Source organism: Streptomyces sp. YKOK-I1 (assembly GCF_054660435.1).
The window spans coordinates 2167852-2186698 of record NZ_BAAGDR010000001.1; the positions used below are offsets into that span (position 1 = coordinate 2167852).

17 protein-coding genes are annotated in these 18847 nt (G+C 71.7%); 3 read left to right on the forward strand and 14 right to left on the reverse strand.

Translation table 11 applies throughout. The features are described from left to right. From ACYQ8Q_RS09080 to ACYQ8Q_RS09090, 3 genes are read right to left on the reverse strand one after another with little or no spacing between them, the layout of a single operon-like run. Complete coding sequence (locus ACYQ8Q_RS09080; RefSeq protein ID WP_460063427.1) at positions 1–813, reverse strand: ABC transporter permease; 813 nt, start codon at positions 811–813, stop codon at positions 1–3. After that, complete coding sequence (locus ACYQ8Q_RS09085) at positions 801–1697, reverse strand: ABC transporter permease (RefSeq protein ID WP_460063429.1); 897 nt, start codon at positions 1695–1697, stop codon at positions 801–803. Before ACYQ8Q_RS09085 ends, ACYQ8Q_RS09080 begins: the two co-directional genes overlap by 13 nt. Further along, positions 1694–2839 carry an ABC transporter substrate-binding protein gene (locus tag ACYQ8Q_RS09090; RefSeq protein WP_460063430.1) on the reverse strand — a complete coding sequence of 382 codons (1146 nt, stop codon included), beginning with the start codon at positions 2837–2839 and terminating at the stop codon, positions 1694–1696. The genes ACYQ8Q_RS09085 and ACYQ8Q_RS09090 overlap by 4 nt, the downstream gene beginning before the upstream one ends. Positions 2840–3058: 219 nt before the next feature. Between ACYQ8Q_RS09090 and ACYQ8Q_RS09095 the strand changes: the two genes are divergently transcribed. Further along, positions 3059–3799 carry a GntR family transcriptional regulator gene (locus tag ACYQ8Q_RS09095; protein ID WP_055638499.1) on the forward strand — a complete coding sequence of 247 codons (741 nt, stop codon included), beginning with the start codon at positions 3059–3061 and terminating at the stop codon, positions 3797–3799. A 40-nt stretch (positions 3800–3839) separates the two neighbouring features. Here ACYQ8Q_RS09095 and ACYQ8Q_RS09100 read toward each other — a convergent pair whose 3' ends face one another. From ACYQ8Q_RS09100 to rpe, 6 genes are all read right to left on the reverse strand, one after another. Further along, positions 3840–4292, reverse strand: a complete 453-nt coding sequence (locus ACYQ8Q_RS09100) for an Lrp/AsnC family transcriptional regulator (protein ID WP_359001030.1) — start codon at positions 4290–4292, stop codon at positions 3840–3842. Positions 4293–4302: 10 nt separating this feature from the next. Beyond that, positions 4303–5778: an amino acid permease gene (locus ACYQ8Q_RS09105; RefSeq protein ID WP_460063432.1), complete on the reverse strand. Its 1476-nt coding sequence runs from the start codon at positions 5776–5778 to the stop codon at positions 4303–4305. A gap of 208 nt (positions 5779–5986) precedes the next feature. Beyond that, positions 5987–7426, reverse strand: a complete 1440-nt coding sequence (locus ACYQ8Q_RS09110; protein ID WP_460073224.1) for a GuaB1 family IMP dehydrogenase-related protein — start codon at positions 7424–7426, stop codon at positions 5987–5989. A gap of 130 nt (positions 7427–7556) precedes the next feature. After that, entirely contained in the window at positions 7557–7862 is a 306-nt protein-coding gene (locus ACYQ8Q_RS09115; RefSeq protein ID WP_460063435.1) for a barstar family protein, read from the reverse strand. A gap of 71 nt (positions 7863–7933) precedes the next feature. After that, the gene (locus ACYQ8Q_RS09120; RefSeq protein WP_460063436.1) at positions 7934–8977 is read right to left on the reverse strand and encodes a sugar-binding transcriptional regulator; all 1044 of its coding nucleotides are present in this window, start codon (positions 8975–8977) and stop codon (positions 7934–7936) included. Positions 8978–9134: 157 nt separating this feature from the next. After that, positions 9135–9821 carry a ribulose-phosphate 3-epimerase gene (rpe, locus tag ACYQ8Q_RS09125; protein ID WP_460063438.1) on the reverse strand — a complete coding sequence of 229 codons (687 nt, stop codon included), beginning with the start codon at positions 9819–9821 and terminating at the stop codon, positions 9135–9137. A 143-nt stretch (positions 9822–9964) separates the two neighbouring features. Here rpe and ACYQ8Q_RS09130 point away from each other — a divergent pair, with 143 nt between their 5' ends. Beyond that, positions 9965–12100 carry an MMPL family transporter gene (locus tag ACYQ8Q_RS09130; RefSeq protein WP_460063439.1) on the forward strand — a complete coding sequence of 712 codons (2136 nt, stop codon included), beginning with the start codon at positions 9965–9967 and terminating at the stop codon, positions 12098–12100. Between the two features lie 22 nt (positions 12101–12122). Here ACYQ8Q_RS09130 and ACYQ8Q_RS09135 read toward each other — a convergent pair whose 3' ends face one another. From ACYQ8Q_RS09135 to fmt, 5 genes are all read right to left on the reverse strand, one after another. Continuing rightward, positions 12123–12773, reverse strand: coding sequence for a carbonic anhydrase (locus ACYQ8Q_RS09135; RefSeq protein ID WP_460063442.1), 651 nt, complete (start codon positions 12771–12773; stop codon positions 12123–12125). Between the two features lie 56 nt (positions 12774–12829). Then, the gene (locus ACYQ8Q_RS09140; protein WP_460063444.1) at positions 12830–14236 is read right to left on the reverse strand and encodes a HupE/UreJ family protein; all 1407 of its coding nucleotides are present in this window, start codon (positions 14234–14236) and stop codon (positions 12830–12832) included. Beyond that, positions 14236–15342, reverse strand: a complete 1107-nt coding sequence (locus ACYQ8Q_RS09145) for a DUF3500 domain-containing protein (protein WP_460063445.1) — start codon at positions 15340–15342, stop codon at positions 14236–14238. The genes ACYQ8Q_RS09140 and ACYQ8Q_RS09145 overlap by 1 nt, the downstream gene beginning before the upstream one ends. 231 nt (positions 15343–15573) lie before the next feature. Next, complete coding sequence (locus tag ACYQ8Q_RS09150) at positions 15574–17001, reverse strand: RsmB/NOP family class I SAM-dependent RNA methyltransferase (protein ID WP_460063448.1); 1428 nt, start codon at positions 16999–17001, stop codon at positions 15574–15576. A gap of 75 nt (positions 17002–17076) precedes the next feature. Further along, positions 17077–18009 (reverse strand): methionyl-tRNA formyltransferase, encoded by a 933-nt coding sequence (fmt, locus tag ACYQ8Q_RS09155; protein ID WP_460063449.1) that lies wholly within the window; start codon positions 18007–18009, stop codon positions 17077–17079. 238 nt (positions 18010–18247) lie between these two features. Between fmt and ACYQ8Q_RS09160 the strand changes: the two genes are divergently transcribed. Next, entirely contained in the window at positions 18248–18796 is a 549-nt protein-coding gene (locus ACYQ8Q_RS09160) for a hypothetical protein (RefSeq protein WP_460063451.1), read from the forward strand. Positions 18797–18847: the final 51 nt, after the last annotated feature.

Genomic DNA, 18847 nt, shown 5'->3' on the forward strand with positions numbered 1-18847 from the left:
TCATCCCCGGGATGCGGTTCGGGTACGCCCGCCGGCACCGGCGAGCGCGAGGAGCAGGACCCATGTCACGAGCAGGCTGAGCACGGACACGGCGACGGAGAGCTGGGCCTGCGAGCCGCTGACGTTCACGATCCACACGGCGAAGGGCGCAAAGCCCAGCAGCTGGGCCACGGTGAACTCGCCGAGCACCAGGGCCAGGGTGAGGAAGGAGGCGTTGAGCAGGGCCCCGCGCAGATTGGGCAGGACCGCCTGGATCAGCGCCTGCGGCCAGCTCGCGCCGCAGCTGCGGGCGGCCTCGACGAGGGTGCGGACGTCGACGGCGCGCAGACCGGCGTCCAGGGCCCGGTACACGAACGGCAGCGCCATCACGACGTACGCGAGGACGAGCACGAAGGGGAAGTCCGGGTTCTGGATCGCGACGAAGGTCTGGAACAGCGGGGTCCGGGAGAGGTGTTCCGGCCCCCACTTGAGCACGGTCCCGATGCCGGCGACGAACGCGATCGGCGGGACGACCAGCGGCAGCGAGCACACCACTTCGACGACCGGCCGCAGCCGGGGCGCGCCGAGCCGCAGCGCGACCATGGCGGGCACCATCAGCAGCAGCACGACGGCGATGGTGGCGGCGGCCAGTTCCAGCGAGAGCAGCAGGCTGGAGGTGAAGCCGTCGGTGGAGAAGATCTGGGTGTAGGCGTCGAAGGTGATCCCCTGGCCGGGCACGTCGACGGTGAAGACGACGGACGCGGCGAGCGGGACCAGGAAGTACAGCCCGGCGAGGCCGAGGACGCCCCACCGCCACAGGGTCAGGCGAGCCATCGCGCGCTCCTCCGTTGCAGGGGCAGGTACACGGCCATGACCAGACCGGCGACCAGGACCATGTCGAGGCTGAGGGCGAGGGCCACGTTCTCCTGGCCGACCAGGACGTTGCCGGAGATGGCGTCGGCGATCTGGAGGGTGACCAGCGGGATGGAGCTGCCGACCATCGCGGCGGCGGTGGCGTAGGCGGCGAAGGCGCTGCCGAACAGCAGTACGAGCCCGCCGAGCAGCGAGGGCAGCAGCACGGGCAGGGCCACGTGCCGCCAGTACTGCACGGGTGTCGCGCCGTTGTTCGCCGCGGCCTCGCGCCACTGGACGCGCAGGCCCTCCAGGGCGGGGGTGATGGTGAGGACCATCAGCGGGATCAGGAAGTACAGGTAGACGATCACCAGGCCCCAGAAGCTGTAGAGGTCCCAGCCCTTGTCGGTGAGGCCCAGGTGCCGGGTGAGGACGCCCGCGTTGCCGAGGGTGGCGACGAAGGCGAAGGCCAGCGGGACGCCGCCGAAGTTGGCGAGCACTCCGGAGGCGGTGAGCACGGCCTCGCGCAGGGCGCGGAACCGGGAGGTGACGACGGCCTGGGCGAGCGGCAGCCCGAGCAGGGCGCCGAGGGCGGCGGAGACGGCCGACAGCTTGACGCTGCCGATCAGGGCGGTCAGGTACGCCCCCTGGAGCGAGGCCGTCAGATTGCCGGTGGTGTAGGAGGCGGCGCCGGTGGCCGGGTCCTTGGCGGTGAACGCGCCGTCGAGCATGGCCAGGGCGGGCAGCCCGAAGGCGAGCGCGGTGAAGGCGAGCAGCGGGACGACCGCGAGCCAGCCGAGCGACCGGCGCCGCCGCTTCACCGCAGCGGCGGGCGCCGAGTCGGCCCGTACGGCGGTGGCCGTCATCCGGAGACGGCCTTCGCCCAGCCCTGTCCGAGCACGGTCTTGGCCTTGCTCTGCTGGTCCTCGGTCGGGAAGGCGGGGGTGCCGGAGACCTCGGGCAGCTTGGCGGCGGCCGTCTTGTCGAGGGTGCCGGCCTTCTCCAGGGCGGTCATCAGGACCGGGCGGGCGTAGCCCTTGAGCCAGAGGTTCTGGCCCTCGGCGCTGTAGAGGTACTCCTGCCACAGGCGGGCGGCCGCCGGGTGCGGGGCGTCCTTGTTGATCGCCTGGGAGTAGAACTGGGAGAACTGGCCGTCGGTCGGGACGGCGACCTTCCAGTCGACGCCCTTGGACTTGAACTCGTCGGCGTAACCGGCGTTGAGGTAGTCCCAGTCGATGCTGATCGGGGTCTCGCCCTTCTCGACGGTGGCCGGGGTGGACTCGACGGGCGTGTAGTTGCCGTTCTTCTTCAGCTTGGCGAAGAAGTCGAGGCCGGGCTGGATGTCGTCGAAGGAGCCGCCGCTCGCGAGGGCCGCCGCGTAGACGCCGCCGAAGGCGGAGCCGGACTTGGTGGGGTTGCCGTTGAGGGCGACCTGGCCCTTGTACTGCGGCTTGAGCAGGTCGGCGAAGGTGGTCGGACAGGTCTTGACGCGCCCCGCGTCACAGCCGATGGAGATGTAGCCGCCGTAGTCGTTGTACCAGCGGGCCTTTGCGTCCTTCTGGCCCTCGGGGATGTCGGCGTACGAGGCGACCTTGTACGGCGCGAGCAGCCCCTGCTGGGCGGCGCTCAGGGCGAAGGAGCTGCCGAGGTCGAGGACGTCCGGCGCGCGGTCCTGGCCCTTGCGGGAGGTCACGGCGTTGATCTCGTCCTGGCTGGAGCCGTCCGGGTTCTCGACGGCGATCTTGATGCCGTACTTCTTCTCGAAGCCGTCGATGAGAGCTCCGTAGTTGGCCCAGTCGCGGGGCAGCGCGATGGCGTTGAGCTTGCCCTCCTTCTTCGCCGCCTTCACCAGGGCGTCGAGGCCCCCGAAGTCGGCGGCGGAGGTGGCCGTGGCGGCGTTCTTGCCGTCGGCGGTGGTGGTGGAGTCGTCGGGGGCGGCGCCACAGGCGCTCAGGGCGAGTGCGGCGATGACACCGAGGGCGGCGGTTCTCGGCAGGGACACGGTCACGGCTTCTCCAGGGGACGCGCGAGGGTGCGGGAGATCAGGAGACGGGGCGAACTTGTCTGAACAAGTTGGCCCCAGTAACCACGCCGCTGATGTCCCCCCGGTAAACTCCGGCGAAACCCTGATCCCTTATTTCGCGGACACTCCGGGCTGCTCTTCATCACGTTTCGATGTCGACTAGGCTGGTCAGGCTGTGCACAGCAGCTGGAGCGAAGGGGAAGCATGGCGGCCCGACACGAGGAGATCGCCGACGCACTGCGCCGGGCGATCGACCGCGAGGAGTACACGGTGGGCGCCCGGCTGCCCGCCGAGACCGACCTCGCGGCCCGCTACGGAGTCTCGCGCGGGACGGTCCGCCAGGCCGTGGCGGCGCTGACCGCCGAAGGGCTCATCGGCTCCCGCCAGGGCGCCCGGCGGGTGGTGCTGGCCAGCCGCCGCAGCCAGAGCTTCGCGGAACTGCGCAGCTTCGCCGAGTGGGCGCGGGCGATGGGCCGCGAGGCGACCGGGCAGGTGGTGGCCCAGCAGTACCAGCCGGCCGGCCACGAGGACGCCGTCCGCCTCCAGCTCCCCCTCGGCACGCCGGTGCTGCACGTCCTGCGGGTGCGCGGCCTGGACGGCGAGCCGGTGCTGCTGGAGCGGACCGTGTACGCCGACTGGATCTCCCCCGCCGTCGAGCCGATCGAACCGGACTGCCCCTCGGTGACCCAGCGGCTGCTGGACGACACCGGGCTGGTCTTCGCCTACGGCGAGCACGTCATCGACGCGGTGGCGGCGGGCGCCCAGGACGCGGAACTCCTCGGGGTGCGCCGCACCAGCCCGCTGCTGCGGGTCCGCCGGGTCACCACGACCCATGAGGGCCGCCCCGTGGAGTGGTCCGACGACCGCTACCGCTCGGACGCGGTGAGCTTCAGCGTCCACAACTCGATCGGCAACAACGCGCTGGCGCGCAAGACGGCCGACTGAAGGCTCGGTCCGAGCTCGGACCGAGCTCGGACCGAGGGGCTCAGGTGGGCGAGCCGGAGGAGAACCGGCGCAGCAGCGGGGAGAGCACCAGCACCGACTTGGTGCGTTCCACGAAGGGCTCCCCCGCGATCCGCTCCAGGACCCGCTCGAAGTGGCGCATGTCGGCGGCGAAGACCTGCGCGACCGCGTCGGCCTCGCCGGTGACGGTGGAGGCGGCCACCACCTCCTGGTAGCGCTCCAGGCCCCGCTGGATGGTCTCCGGCGAGGTGTTGCGCCGGCAGTAGATCTCGACGAACCCCTCGGTCTCCCAGCCGAGCGCCGCCGGATCCACCCGTACGGTGAAGCCGGTGATGGCGCCGGTCGCCCGCAGCCGGTCCACGCGCCGCTTCACGGCGGGCGCGGACAGACCGACCAGGTTGCCGATGTCCGCGTAGGAGCGGCGGGCATCCTCGGCGAGGGCGTGCACGATGCGTTCGTCGAGATCGTTCAGCACGGTGGGTGGTTCACTTCTCCAGCGGAGCGGGTGTGGCGAGGCGGGAGCGGCGTTGGCCGTACACGAAGTACACCACGAGCCCGACGGCCATCCAGACACCGAAGACCACCCAGGTCACGGCCGACAGGCTGCCCATCATCCAGACGCAGAAGGCGAAGCCCAGCGCGGGCAGCACCGGCGACAGCGGCACCCGGAAGGTGCGGGGCATCTCCGGCCGGGTCCGGCGCAGCACCACGACGGCCACATTGACCAGCGCGAACGCGAACAGCGTGCCGATGCTGGTGGCGTCGGCGAGCTGGCCCAGCGGGATCGCGGCGGCGAGGACACCGCAGAACAGGGACACGATCAGGGTGTTGGCGCGGGGCGTGCCGGTCCTCGGGTGGACGCGCGAGAACACCTTGGGCACCAGCCCGTCCCGGGACATGGCGAACAGGATGCGCGTCTGGCCGTAGAGCACGGTCAGCACGACGCTCGCGATGGCGACGACCGCGCAGAACGCCAGCAGGGTGGCCCAGAAGGACTGCCCGGTCACGTCGCGCATGATCTGGGCCAGCGCGGCCTCGGAGTCGCCGAACCGCCGCCAGGGCTGGGCGCCGACGGCCACGGCCGCCACCAGCACGTACAGCGCGGTGACGATGACGAGCGACAGCATGATCGCGCGCGGCAGGTCGCGCTGGGCGTTCTTCGCCTCCTCACCGGCGGTGGAGGCGGCGTCGAAGCCGATGTACGAGAAGAACAGCGTGGCGCCTGCCGCGCTGACGCCGGCCATGCCGAGCGGCATGAAGTGCGCGTAGTTGCCGGAGCGGAAGCCCTGGACGCCGATGGCGCAGAACAGCACCAGCGCGGCGATCTTCACGGCGACCATGACGGTGTTGGCCCGCGCCGACTCCCGCGCCCCGCCGAGCAGGAACGCCATGGCCAGCAGGACGACGATCAGGGCGGGCAGATTGAACACGCCCCCGTCGCCCGGCGGCGCCGACAGCGCGTCCGGGATGGTCACCCCGATGGTCCCGTCGAGCAGCTCGTTGAGGTACTCGCCCCAGCCGACGGCCACGGCGGCCACCGACACGCCGTACTCCAGGACCAGACACCAGCCGCACACCCAGGCGATCAGCTCGCCCATCGTCGCGTACGCGTACGAGTACGAGGATCCGGCGACCGGGATGGTGCCGGCCAGCTCGGCGTAGGACAGGGCGGAGAAGAGCGCCGTGAGACCGGCGATCACGAAGGACAGCGTGACGGCCGGTCCGGCCTTCGGCACGGCCTCGCCGAGGACGACGAAGATGCCCGTGCCGAGCGTCGCCCCGATGCTGATCATGGTGAGCTGCCACAGCCCGAGAGAGCGCCGCAGCGCCCCTCCCTCGCCCTGGCCGCCCTCGGCGACCAGCCGTTCCACGGGCTTGCGCCGCATCAGCCGCGCGGCGAACCCCGGGGACGGAGGGGCGGCCTGGATGCGGTCCTTCGGGGGTGCGCTGTGGTCGAGCACGCGCTGACTCCTTCGTCGCTGCCGACGGCACGACGGAGACCGGTGCGGGCGGGAACCCACCGAGCGGGGTCCCTGCCACGCCACGTACAGCGCATGACCCTATGAGCAGGGCCGTAGCGATCGTAATGATGCAACCTTGCGTACCCACGCAAGATCATTGCGTTGATGGCACCGAGGTGCACTTTTGTTGCTGCGGGGCCGTGGGGCCCTACCAGCTGGCGTGCAGCGGCTTGCCCTCCGCGTAGCCGGCCGCGCTCTGGATCCCGACGACCGCCTTCTCGGCGAACTCCTCGAGCGAGCCCGCGCCCGCGTAGGTGCACGAGGACCGCACCCCCGCGATGATCGAGTCGACCAGGTCCTCCACCCCCGGCCGGCCGGCGTCGAGGAACATCCGCGACGTGGAGATGCCCTCCTCGAACAGCCCCTTGCGGGCCCGGTCGTAGGCGGACTCCTCCGAGGTCCGGTTGCGCACCGCGCGCGCCGAGGCCATGCCGAAGGACTCCTTGTACGGCCGCCCGTTGGCGTCGTGCTGAAGGTCGCCCGGTGACTCGTACGTCCCCGCGAACCACGACCCGATCATCACGTTGGACGCCCCGGCGGCCAGCGCCATGGCGACGTCGCGCGGGTGCCGGACACCGCCGTCGGCCCAGACGTGCTTGCCGTGCCTCCGCGCCTCGGCGGCACACTCCAGGACCGCCGAGAACTGCGGTCGGCCCACGCCGGTCATCATCCGGGTGGTGCACATGGCGCCGGGGCCGACGCCGACCTTGATGATGTCCGCGCCCGCCTCGATCAGGTCCCTGACGCCCTCGGCGGAGACGATGTTGCCCGCCGCGATCGGCACCTGCGGGTCGAGCGCGCGCACGGTGCGGATCGCGCTGATCATCGACTCCTGGTGGCCGTGCGCGGTGTCGATGACGAGCGTGTCGACGCCCGCGTCGAGCAGTTCCTTGGCCTTGCCCGCGACATCGCCGTTGATCCCGACGGCGGCGGCGATGCGCAGCCTGCCGTGCGCGTCGACGGCCGGCGTGTACAGCGTGGCGCGCAGGGCGCCCTTGCGGGTGAGGATGCCGGCGAGACGGCCGTCCTCGTCCACGGCGGGCGCGTACCGCCGGTTGGCCGCGTCGAGGATGTTGAAGGCCTCGCGGGGGTCGATGCCGGCGTCGAGGAGGAGCAGGTCGCGGGACATGACGACCTCGAGCTGGGTGAAGCGGTCGACGCCGCTGAGGTCCTGGTCGGTGACGACACCGACCGGCCGGTGGTCCTCGTCGACGACGACGCCCGCGTTGTGCGCGCGCTTGGGCAGCAGCGCGAGGGCGTCCGCGACGGTCTGGTGCGGGGCGAGCACGATCGGCGTGTCCAGCACCAGGTGCCGGCTCTTCACCCAGGTGATCACATCGGTCACGACATCGTTCGGGATGTCCTGCGGGATCACGACGAGTCCGCCGCGCCGGGCCATCGTCTCGGCCATCCGGCGTCCGGCGACGGCCGTCATGTTGGCGACGACCAGCGGGATCGTGGTGCCCGTGCCGTCCGGGGAGGAGAGGTCCACCCCCTGCCGCGACCCGACCGCGCTGCGGCTCGGCACCATGAAGACATCGTCGTAGGTGAGGTCGTACGCGGGCTGGACGTCGTTGAGGAAACGCACGTGCTGCACATCCCAGTCGTTCAGAGGCGACCCCCTGACAGGTCAGCCAGGGGGAAGAGCACGTACTTCATTGTCCCATGACGACCGTAACGCGGTGCCCGGACGGAACGTCCAAGCAGCGCGGAAGGGCTTAGGAGGATCCTCCGAGAGCGAGCACGACGGAGAGCTCCGGCACCTGGTTCACCGCCGCGGAGAACACCTCCTGGGCGATCTCCCACTCCTCCGGCCGCGCCTTCGCGTAGGGCCTCCAGTTCCGCACGACGACCAGCACCGGGCCGAGTTCGGGCCCGTCCGGCAGGTCGGTGAGGCTGTCGGCGAGGGCGTCCCAGTTGCGGCCGAACCAGTCGGGCAGTTCGAGGTCCCGGACACAGCGGTCCATCAGGGCCGCCTTGTCCATGACCCCGTCGAGATCCAGCGTGAGCACGTGCTCCGTCATCCAGGCACCGTCCTGAGCAGTCGTGAGTGCGGAAAGGGGCGGCCGAGAGACCGCCCCCTTCTGATCTTCCCTCAGATCCCGTCCGGGTCCGCGCGGTTGAGGGCGGGCTTCGGTGTCGGTCCCGCCGTCATCAGATAGTCGGCCGCGGAGGTGTCCGTGACCAGGCTGGTGACGAGCCCGGACCGCAGCACCGCGTCGATCGCGGCCGCCTTGCGCTGCCCGCCCGCGATCGCCACGACCTCGGGGACCCGGCGGAGCTGGTCGGCCTTGACCGTGATGCACCGCTCGCCCAGGTCCCGTCCGACCCGGCGGCCCTCTCCGTCGAAGAGGTGCGCGGACATCTCGGCGGCGACCCCGAGCGAGGCGTAGTGGGCCCGCTCCTCGTCGCTGAGCATGTCGTGCACCGTCGAGATGCCGGGCTCCCAGGAACCGATGGAGACACAGGCGACGGTGACCTTGTCGAAGTACTCGAAGGCCCGGGCGATCCCGGTCTGGTTGCGCAGCGCGGCCGCGGTGGCGGCGTCCGGCAACAGCATCGGCGCGTAGATGGGGTGCGCGTCGCCGCCGGACACCTGGGCGGCGCGCCGTACGGCCTCCACGGAGCCGCGCTCGGCGGTCCCCGCGTCGTACACCCCCGTCAGCTGCACCACCGTGCAGGGCGGCAGCCGGTCCAGGGCCGCCGCCATGTGGATGGTGGAGCGGCCCCAGGCCAGGCCCAGGACGTCTCCCTCGTTCACCAGCTCGCCGAGCAGGTCGGCGGCCACCTCTCCCAGGTTCTCGGGGTCGGGCGAGTCCTCGGCCTCCGCCGGCGACTCGACCACCACGGCGTGCCTGAGGCCGTAGCGGGCGCGGAGCGCGTCGGAGCGCTCGGCGTCCAGCTCGGCCGGCACACGGATCTCGATCCGTACGAGATCCCGTTCGAGGGCGGTCTCCAGGACCCGGGCCACCTTGAAGCGGCTGACGCCGAACTCCTCCGCGATCTGGATCTTGGACTTGCCCTCGAGGTAGAAGCGGCGGGCCATGGCCGCCGCCTGCACCAGCTCTGCGGGTCCCATCCGCATGGCTGACCGGCCCGCCGACATACCCGACACGGCGATCTCCTCACTGCTGTTCACACTCTGGATACGCCGTTCATCCTTGCAGATCCGGCGCACTTGATCAGCCCTGATGGGAGCCGTTCACGTACCTGTGGCCCAGTGTCCGCACGGGCTGCGTGTTCAGTGGGCTACGTATGGTGTCGGCCCGCTGTTCAGAGGGCCGTGGTTCAGTGGGTCAGTGGGCGCAGGCCCAGCTCGCCTTCGCGGTCGCCGCCTCGGCCTGGGCGCGCAGGGCGCGGACCGCCTCGGCGGGGTCCTCCGCGCCGTACACCGCGGATCCGGCGACGAACACGTCCGCGCCGGCCTCCGCGCACCGCTCGATCGTCGAGGCAGAGACGCCGCCGTCCACCTGGAGCCACAGCTCCAGGCCGTGCTTGCTGATCAACTCGCGGGTGCGGCGGATCTTCGGGAGCATGATGTCGAGGAACGCCTGGCCCCCGAAGCCCGGCTCGACCGTCATGATCAGCAGCATGTCGAGTTCGGGCAGCAGGTCCTCGTACGGCTCGATGGGCGTCGCGGGCTTGAGCGCCATGGAGGCACGGGCGCCCTTCGCACGGATCTCGCGGGCGAGTCGCACCGGCGCGGCGGCCGCCTCGACATGGAAGGTGACGGACGAGGCGCCCGCCTCGACGTACTGCGGGGCCCAGCGGTCGGGGGCCTCGATCATCAGATGGCAGTCCAGCGGAGTGTCCGTCGCACGGGCCAGGGACTCTACGACCGGCACACCGAGCGTGAGGTTCGGGACGAAATGGTTGTCCATCACGTCGACATGGAGCCAGTCGGCTCCTTCGACCGCCTTCGCCTCGTCCGCGAGGCGGGCGAAGTCGGCGGACAGAATGCTGGGGTTGATCTGCGCGGCCATGCCCCAAGCCTGCCATGCCCTCCGAGGGTGGGGCGCATGGGTCCCCTCTCGTGGTCGGGTGCGGGTGCGTGGTGGGCTGGTCGCGCCCGCGCGGCGGAGCCGCACATGTCAGGGCCCCGCGCCCCTCACCAGCTGGGGTCGGTATGAAAGCCACCGCGCATCTTGTCTGTGGGCGGCGGGCCAAGTGGCTGGTGCTCGGGGTGTGGCTGGTCGTGCTGTTCTTCATGGCGCCGTTCGCCTCCAAGCTGACCGGGGCCCAGGACAACGACGCGGCGTCCTGGCTGCCGGGGTCGGCCGAGTCGACCCAGGTGCTGGAGATCTCCAAGGGGTTCCGGCCGGAGCAGATTCCCGCGATCGTCGTGTACGCCCGGGACGACGGGCTGACGGCGCGGGACCGGGCGCAGATCGCGGCGGACACGGTGCAGCTCAGGCGGCTCACGGACCACGGGATCCGGGGGGCCGAGACACGGGGGCCGGTGTTCGACCGTCCGGTGGACCCGCGCGCCGCGCAGATCTATGTGCCGATCACCATGGACGAGAAGGGCTGGTCGCGGATCTCGCCGGCCGTGGACTCGATCCGTGACGTCGTCGGCAAGGGCGGCGCCGGGCTGGCCGTGCACATCACCGGCCCGGGCGGCACCTCCTCGGACTTCGCCAAGGCCTTCGAGGGCATCGACTCCACGCTGCTGGTGGCGGCCATGGGCGTCGTCATCGTGATGCTCCTGATCACCTACCGCAGTCCGACCCTGCTGCTGGTCCCGCTGATCGGCGTGGTGGTCGCGCTGTTCACGGCGCAGGCGCTGATCTACTTCCTGGCCCACTACGCGGGCCTGACCGTGAACGGTCAGAGCGCCGGCATTCTCACGGTCCTCGTCTTCGGCGCCGGGACGGACTACGCCCTGCTGCTCGTGGCCCGCTACCGGGAGGAGTTGCGCAGACACGAGGACCGCCACGAGGCGATGGCGCTGGCCCTGCACCGGGCGGGCCCGGCGGTGCTGGCCTCGGGCGCCACGGTGGTGCTGAGCATGCTGGTGCTGACGGCCGCCGAGATGAACTCCACGGCCGGCCTCGGTCCCGTGGCGGCCATCGGCGTGGCGGTCGCGCTGCTCGCCATGATGACCCTGTTCCCGGCCCTGCTGGTGATCTGCGGCCGCTGGATCTTCTGGCCGGTGATCCCCCACTTCGGCTCCGCCGATCCGACGGAGCGCGGCTTCTGGGCCCGTAACGGGGCCGGCATCGCCCGCCGCCCGCGCATGATCTGGATCGTGACCGCGCTGGCGCTGGCGGTGTGCTCGCTCGGGCTGATCCAGCTGCGCGCGGCGGGCATCAGCAACGCCGACGCCTTCACCGGGAAACCGGACTCGATCACCGGCCAGGAGGTGTCCGAGAAGTACTTCCCGGCGGGCAGCGGCGACCCCCTGGTGATCGTCTCCCACCAGGCCCAGGCCCGTCAGGTGGGCGCGGCGGTGGCGGCCACCGACGGCGTCGTGCCGACCTCGCTCGGGCTGCCGCCGGGCACGAAACCCCTCCACGACGGCAAGGTGCTGTTCGAGGCGACGATGACCGCCCCGTCCGACAGCGACGCCGCCAAACAGACGGTGGACCGGGTCCGGGACGCGGTGCACGCGGTGCCCGACGCCGACGCGCGGGTGGGCGGCGGAACGGCGGCCCTGCTGGACGCGGACCGGGCCACCACCCACGACAACATCCTGATCATCCCGTTGGTGCTGGGCGTGGTCCTGCTGATCCTGTGCGGTCTGCTGCGCGCCCTGGTCGCCCCGCTGCTGCTGGTCGGGACGGTGATCCTGTCCTTCACGGCGGCCCTCGGCATCAGCGCGCTGGCCTTCCGGCACGTGTTCGACTACGCGGGAGAGTCGACGGACTTCCCGCTGTTCGTCTTCGTGTTCCTGGTGGCCCTCGGCATCGACTACAACATCTTCCTGACCACCCGTATCCGTGAGGAGGCGCTGCGGCAGGGCACCCGCAGGGGCGTGGTGACGGGCCTCGCCGCGACGGGCTCGGTGATCACCTCCGCGGGCCTGGTGCTCGCGGGCACCTTCGCCGCCCTCGGCACGCTCCCCATGGTGGGCTTCGCCGAGATCGGCTTCGCGGTCGCCCTGGGCGTCCTCCTGGACACCTTCGTCGTACGGTCCGTGCTGGTCACGGCGCTGTTCCTGGACGTCGGCCCGAAGGTGTGGTGGCCGCACCGGCTGGCCCGGGACGACGGCCCGGCGGTGACCGAGGGCGCGCCGGAGCCCGCCACCCGGTCGAGCGGCTGACGGACCCCGCCGGGCGCGCCCCTCAGGAGGCCTGATCGCCCCCCGGGACCGGGACCGGAGCGCCCGTGTTCCCGTGGGAGACCAGGATGCGGGCGCTGCCCTCGGCGAGCCGGTACGCCATGCCCACGACCGCCACGTCCCCCGCGTCCACCTGGTCCGAGAGGGTGCGGGAGCGGTCGAGGAGCAGCTGCACGGTGTGCCTTATGTGCTCGTCGACGATGTCGCTGTCGGAGGTCAGTCCGGCGGCGCGGGCGGCCAGCACGCTGGGGGTGACCCGCTCGACCACGTCCCGGACGAAGCCGGTCGAGGGCAGTCCGTTCGCCACGGCCTCGCGGGCCGCCGCGACGGCCCCGCAGGAGTCGTGCCCGAGGACGACGACCAGGCGGCAGCCGAGCACGGCCGTGGCGTACTCCACGCTGCCCAGCACCTCCGCCCCGAGCACATGCCCGGCGGTCCGGACGACGAAGAGGTCGCCCAGCCCCTGGTCGAAGATGATCTCCGCGGCGAGCCGGGAGTCGGAGCACCCCAGGATGACGGCGAAGGGTTCCTGGCCGGGCGCGAGCTCGGCCCGGCGGGCGGCGTCCTGGTTGGGGTGACCGGGTGCGCCCGCGACGAATCGCTCGTTGCCGGAGAGGAGCGCGTCGAGGGCGACGGCGGGGGATGTGCGTGGCATGGGGCCACCCTAAGGCGCCGGGCGGCCGGGGAACGGGCGGGGGCTGACCACGTGTTTCATGACGATGGTCGAGTCGAGGCCGCGCGCGCCGGGGAGCGGGACGAGGACGGTCTCGTACAGGCCGGGCCGCGGCGGTGGGCTGTGATCAACCGGAGGGTGGCCGCCAGCGCCGTGGCGGCCAGGACGAGGAGCAGCTGGGAGGTGTGCGTCCCGGCGCTGTCCGCGGCGCGGGCGACGCCGTTGGGCAGCCCGAGCCGGTCCAGCAGCCAGCCGAGGGCCGCGCCGGCCGTCAGCACCGCCCCCGCGCCCCGCAGCACGGAGTGCCCGCGCAGCCGGGTGAGACAGATCAGGCCCGGCAGGGCGAGGAGGACCAGCACGAGTTGCACGGCTTCGATGCCGAGGTTGAATCCCGCGAGGCTGAGGGCGAGTTGGGCGGTGGAGAGGTTCATCTCGGCGAGCGTGAGCGAGAAGGCCAGGCCGTGCCCGAGCCCGAAGACACCGGCGACCAGGGCTTCCCGCCCGGGGAATAGCGGGCGCATGGCGTGCACGGCACCGACGAGAATACTGAAGGCGATAAAAGCCTCGACCGGCTGGGCCGGAATGTCGAGACGTCCGAAAGCACTCAGCGCGAGCGCCAGGGAATGCCCGACGGTGAAGGCGAGAGTTGTCCAGCCCATTCGCCGTATCGCGGTCCGGTTGTCCACTGTTCCCCGCCAGCGTTTTCCGGCCGCCCGGAGGGGAGCGGGAAGCAGAAGAATCAGCAGGAAGAGCAGATGATCGGTGCCGTCGAGAATATGAGCGGCGCCGAGCCGGAACATGGCGTACGTCCCGCTCCAGACGCTCCCGCTCTCCAGGTCGACGGTGAGGGGGGCGACGGTCATGGTCCGGGTGTCGACGCGGATGACGCCGACCTCGGTCGCGGTGTCCTGCCCCGCGTCGGCCACCCGGCCGGCGGCCCAGTCCTGCCGGACGGAGACCATCACGGTGTGGGTGACGACCTGGTGGACGACGGCGTCGTAGTCGAGCACGAACCGGCGCGGGTCCCCGTCGGCCGGCGGGGTGAGCGTGGCCCGTACCGTCAGCTCGCGGTAGGTGCCGGTGGAGGTCTGCTCCGCCCGCCCCAGGGACATGGCGCCGAAGGCGACGGTCCATGCCTCGCCCCCGCGGGTGGTGGGGCGCAGATGCGCGGACAGGTAGCGGCGGATCGCGGCGGTCCGCGCCGACAGCTGCTGCACGGTGGTGGAGTCGTCCAGGACGATGCCGCTGGCCCGGGAGAAGTCGCCGACGGGCAGCTCCAGTTCGGCGGCCACCGACGTCTCGTGCACGTCGAGCAGCAGCACCGAGTGGGGCAGCGGATGCGCGGCAGCGGGCGGCGCTGCCAGAAGCAGCGCCGCCGTCACCGCCAGCGCGACCCCGGCCATCATGCGCAGCGCATGCGACAGTGAGATCGGCAGACGGTCCATCAGAACGAGAACTCTCCGCCGTAGTCGGTGGTGTGGTCCCGGTAGACGGTGTGGTAGTGGATCTGGTTCTGGTAGACCACGCCGTCCTGGCAGACGAACTCGATCCACACGCCCGGCCCGTCGATCCGGACGTAGTCGCCCTGGGTGTCCAGGTCGGTGCCGCCGGAGTACGAGATGTAGGTCTCGTCGAGTTCCGACTTGTAGGTGCTCAGCACGGAGGCGGCGGTGGTGTCGTCCGCCACGTCGACCCACGGCTCCATGGCGTTGAGGACCAGTTCCTGCTGGTCGTCGGTGAGGTCGGCGACCGCGAGGCCTTCCTTGGTCTCCGGGAAGGCACCGTCCTCGTCCGGGCCGAGCAGTACGTCGGTGTACGACGCGGACAGCTTCGCCTCCGCCAGCTCGTCGTCGCTCAGACCGGCGAGCAGGTCCAGCATCCCGTCGCGCATCCCGGCCAGGGGGGCGTACGAGGTGCCGTCGTCGTCGGTCCAGCTCGTGGGCTCCACACCGATGAAGAACGGGGTGGTGCCCTCGACCTCGCCGTCCTTGTAGGTGAGGTTCGCCGCGAGGTGGTGCCCGCCGAAGTGCAGCTGCCAGGTGCCGCTGGTGCCCGGGGTGCCGAGGAACGCCAGGTAGTAGTTGCCGCTGCCGTACCCGCTGGCGGTCTCGCCGAGGACGTCGTCGGCCGCGAGGATCTGGGAGATCTGGTCGTAGCCGGTGCCGCTGCCGGTGCCGGTCGCCGCCTCGATCACCGCCTTGGCCGCGGCGAGCTGCTCGTCGCTGAGCGTGCTCAGCTCGATGCCGACCCGGCAGCTGGAACCGCACGGGAGGTTGGACCAGGCGGTCGCGTTCGCCTCGGTGAAGTCGAGCAGCACCTCGGCCTGCTGGTCGTCGTCCAGCGTGGCGAGGAACGCGTCGGCGGCGTCGACCACGTCCGAGACGGCGGCGGACGAGGCGGACGAGGCGGTCGTGGTCGGCGACGCGCCGACGGAGGCGGCATTGGCGTTCACGTACACCGCCCCGAAGAGCAGGACCGTTCCCGCGGCGAAAGCCGCGCCGGCCTTCTTCAACCGGTTCTTCGACCTGCGGTGAGAGTTGTTCTCCGACATCTTCTCTATCCCTTCCAAAGAGGCTTCACGGAATTCCGGAAATCCCCTTCGGGAAGGTTGATCTCAGGAATTCCGTGCCGTTGTTTTGGTGAGATAAAGAAACCAGTCGGCACTGTGGCAGACATCGAGAAACAGTCGGGGTTGGCTATGCGATGCTGTGCCCGGACGCCGACGGCTTAAGGTTTCCCGACTTCAACTCTCTTGCCCGGCTTGGGATATGACGTACCGTCATCATCCGGTCCGGCGGATGAGCGCCAGATACATGGCGTCGGTGCCGTGCACATGCGGCCACAGCTGGATGTCGGGCCCGTCGCCCAGCGCCGGCACGCCCGGCAGCAGCGGCCGCGCGTCGACCAGATCGGTCTGCGGGAACTGCTTGAGCACGTCGGCGACGACCGCCCGGGTCTCCGCGAGATGAGGTGAGCAGGTGGCGTACCCGACGACACCGCCGACCCGCACGGCCTCCAGAGCGGTCCGCAGCAGCCCGCGCTGCAACGGCGCGAACCCTTCGAGGTCCTCGGGCCGGCGCCGCCAGCGCGCCTCGGGCCGCCGCCGCAGGGCGCCCAGGCCGGTGCACGGCACGTCCATCAGCACCCGGTCGAAGGATCCCGGCCGCCACGGCGGCCGGATCCCGTCGGCGGCGATGACCTGGTAGGGCCCCGGATTGCCGTGCAGCGCCTTGGCCACGAGACCCGCCCGGTGCGGCTGCTTCTCGGAGGCGAGCAGCACGGCCCCGCGCTCGGCGGCCAGGGCGGCGAGCAGCGCGGCCTTGCCACCGGGCCCGGCGCACCCGTCGAGCCACTTCTCGTCCCGCCCCTCCACGGGCGCGGCGGCGAGGGCCAGCGCGACGAGCTGGCTCCCCTCGTCCTGCACACCCGCACGCGCCTCCCGTACGGCCTCGACGGCCCCCGGCTCCCCGCCCTCGGTGAGCCGCACGGCGTACGGCGACCAGCGTCCCGGAACGGCGGCCTGCTCCCGGAGCAGTTCCTCCTGCGTGGCCCGCCCGGGCCGGGCGACGAGAGTGACCTCCGGCCGCTCGTTGTCGGCTTCGAGCAGCTCCTCGATCCCGGCCCGCCCGCCGCCGAGCGAGTCCCACAGCGCGGAGACGACCCAGCGCGGATGCGCGTGCACGACCGCGAGGTGCTCCTCGGGGTCGTCGTCGTACGGCGGGGCGACCTGCTCCAGCCAGCCGTCGAGATCGTGCTGGGCGATCTTCCGCAGCACGGCGTTGACGAACTTGGCCCGCCCGTCCCCCAGCACGACCCGCGCCAGCTCGACCGCCGAGGACACGGCGGCATGCGTCGGGATCCGCGTCCCGAGCAGCTGGTGCGCGCCGAGGCTGAGCACATCGAGCACCGGGGGATCGACTTCCCTGAGGGGCCGGTCCACACAGGCGGAGATGACGGCGTCGTACGTCCCCTGCCGCCGCAGCGTGCCGTACACCAGCTCGGTGGCGAGCGCCGCGTCCCGCGTGTCGAACTTCTCGGGTCCTTCCTTCTCCCGCGCCTTGCGCAGCAGCGGCGGCAGCACCAGGTTGGCGTAGGCGTCCCGCTCGTCCACGGCCCGCAGCGCCTCGAAGGCGAGCATGCGGACGGGGTCCTTCTGGGGCCGGCGGTAGGGCCGGGCGGGCTTGCGGGGACGGGAGGACTGGTCGCTCACGAAAAAGGTGCTCCGGATTGCGGGAAGGAAGGGGCGTCCAGCGTACGACGTACACGCCGGACCGGCGCAGGAGCGTTACGCCCCGACCCGCTCGCCCTCGCCGATGCGCACCCCGCGCGCCCAGTCGGCGGCCCGCATCGGCTTCTTGCCCTGGGCCTGGACCCACAGCAGCTCGACGGCGTACGACCCCGTCCCCACGTGGACGCTGTTCTTGCCGACGGCCAGCGCGCCGGGAGCGAGGCCGTCCCGCCCGGGGACCGGCTGCACATGGATGAGCTTGAGCCGCTCGCCCCGGAAGGTGGTCCAGGCGCCGGGGGCGGGGGTGCACCCGCGCACGACACGGTCCACCCGCAGCGCGGGGGCGGCCCAGTCGATCAGCGCGTCCTCGACGGTGATCTTGGGGGCGAGGGTGATCCCGTCCGCCGGCTGCGGCACGGCCTTCAGGCTGCCGTCCTCGATCCCGTCCATGGTGGCCGCGAGCAGCCCCGCGCCCGCGAAGGCGAGGCGTGTCAGCAGATCCCCGCTGGTGTCGGTGGCCCGCACCACCTCGGTGACGGTCCCGTAGACGGGCCCGGAGTCCAGCCCCTCCTCGATCAGGAAGGTGGACGCCCCGGTGATCTCGTCCCCCGCCATGACCGCGTGCTGCACCGGTGCGGCGCCACGCCAGGCCGGGAGCAGCGAGAAGTGCAGATTGACCCAGCCGTGGGCCGGGATGTCCAGCGCCACCTTGGGCAGCAGGGCCCCGTAGGCGACGACGGGACAGCAGTCCGGCGCGATCTCCCGCAGCCGCTCCAGGAACTCCGGGTCCCGGGGCCGCGCGGGCTTCAGCACCTCGATGCCCGCCTCCTCGGCCCGCTGGGCGACGGGAGAGGCCACCAGCCTGCGCCCCCGCCCGGCCTGCGCGTCGGGCCGCGTCACCACGGCGGCCACCTCGTGCCGCCCGGAGGCGAGCAGAGCGTCCAGGGCGGGAACGGCGACCTCGGGGGTACCGGCGAAGACGAGCTTCATAAAGGGACGGGCCTCTCGAAAAAACAAACCACGGGCAACGCACAAGTCTATGGCCCCACTCCGAGCCCCCCACCTCGATTACCGACGGCGGCCACCCCGGGAGAGGAAGGGGGCGCAGACCGGCACCGGGAGCGCCCGCATATGCCCATACGCGCCCACACCGTGACCAGCGGAGCGCACCCGCGTTGGTCAAGAAAGAGTTGACCTTCTCCCCAACGCCGGTTCGAGAGGCTTGTTCATGGCCGACCATGCAACCCACGACGCCCAGGCCCGGGCCAGCCTGCACTTGCTGGTGCGGGACATCGAGCGGGTCCGCCGGCAGGTGGACGCGCTGCGCACCCTCACCGCCCAGCTGGGCAACGTCTACCGCCCCCGCCGCTCCGGCCCCTCCACGGGCTTCGTCGTCTACGGACGCGCCCCCGCCCCGACGGTCCGCCTCGCCCAGGAACTCCGGGACAGCGTCGAGACCCTGGTCACCGCGGCAGTGGACTTCGACCGCTCGCTCGGCTTCTCGTGGGACGCGGTGGGCTCCGCGCTGGGAGTCACCAAGCAGGCGGTCCACCGCCGTTACGGCGCCCGCAGGGCCGCGGCCGCCCAGGCACCCGCCGACACCGAGCGCACCCCGGCGGATCCGACCGGCCCCCGCACGGTCAGCGTGAACACGGGCCTGCCTGCGGTCCCCACCGTCCCCGCCGCCCGCTGCATGCCCACCCAGCCGACGGCGGGCAGCCCGGCCCTGCGCGACGACGTGAGACCGACCGCCTTCCCCGGCCCGCGCAACGGCTGAGGCCCCCACCGCTCCTGCCCTCTCGGCCCCCTCCCGAGAGGGCAGCCGCAT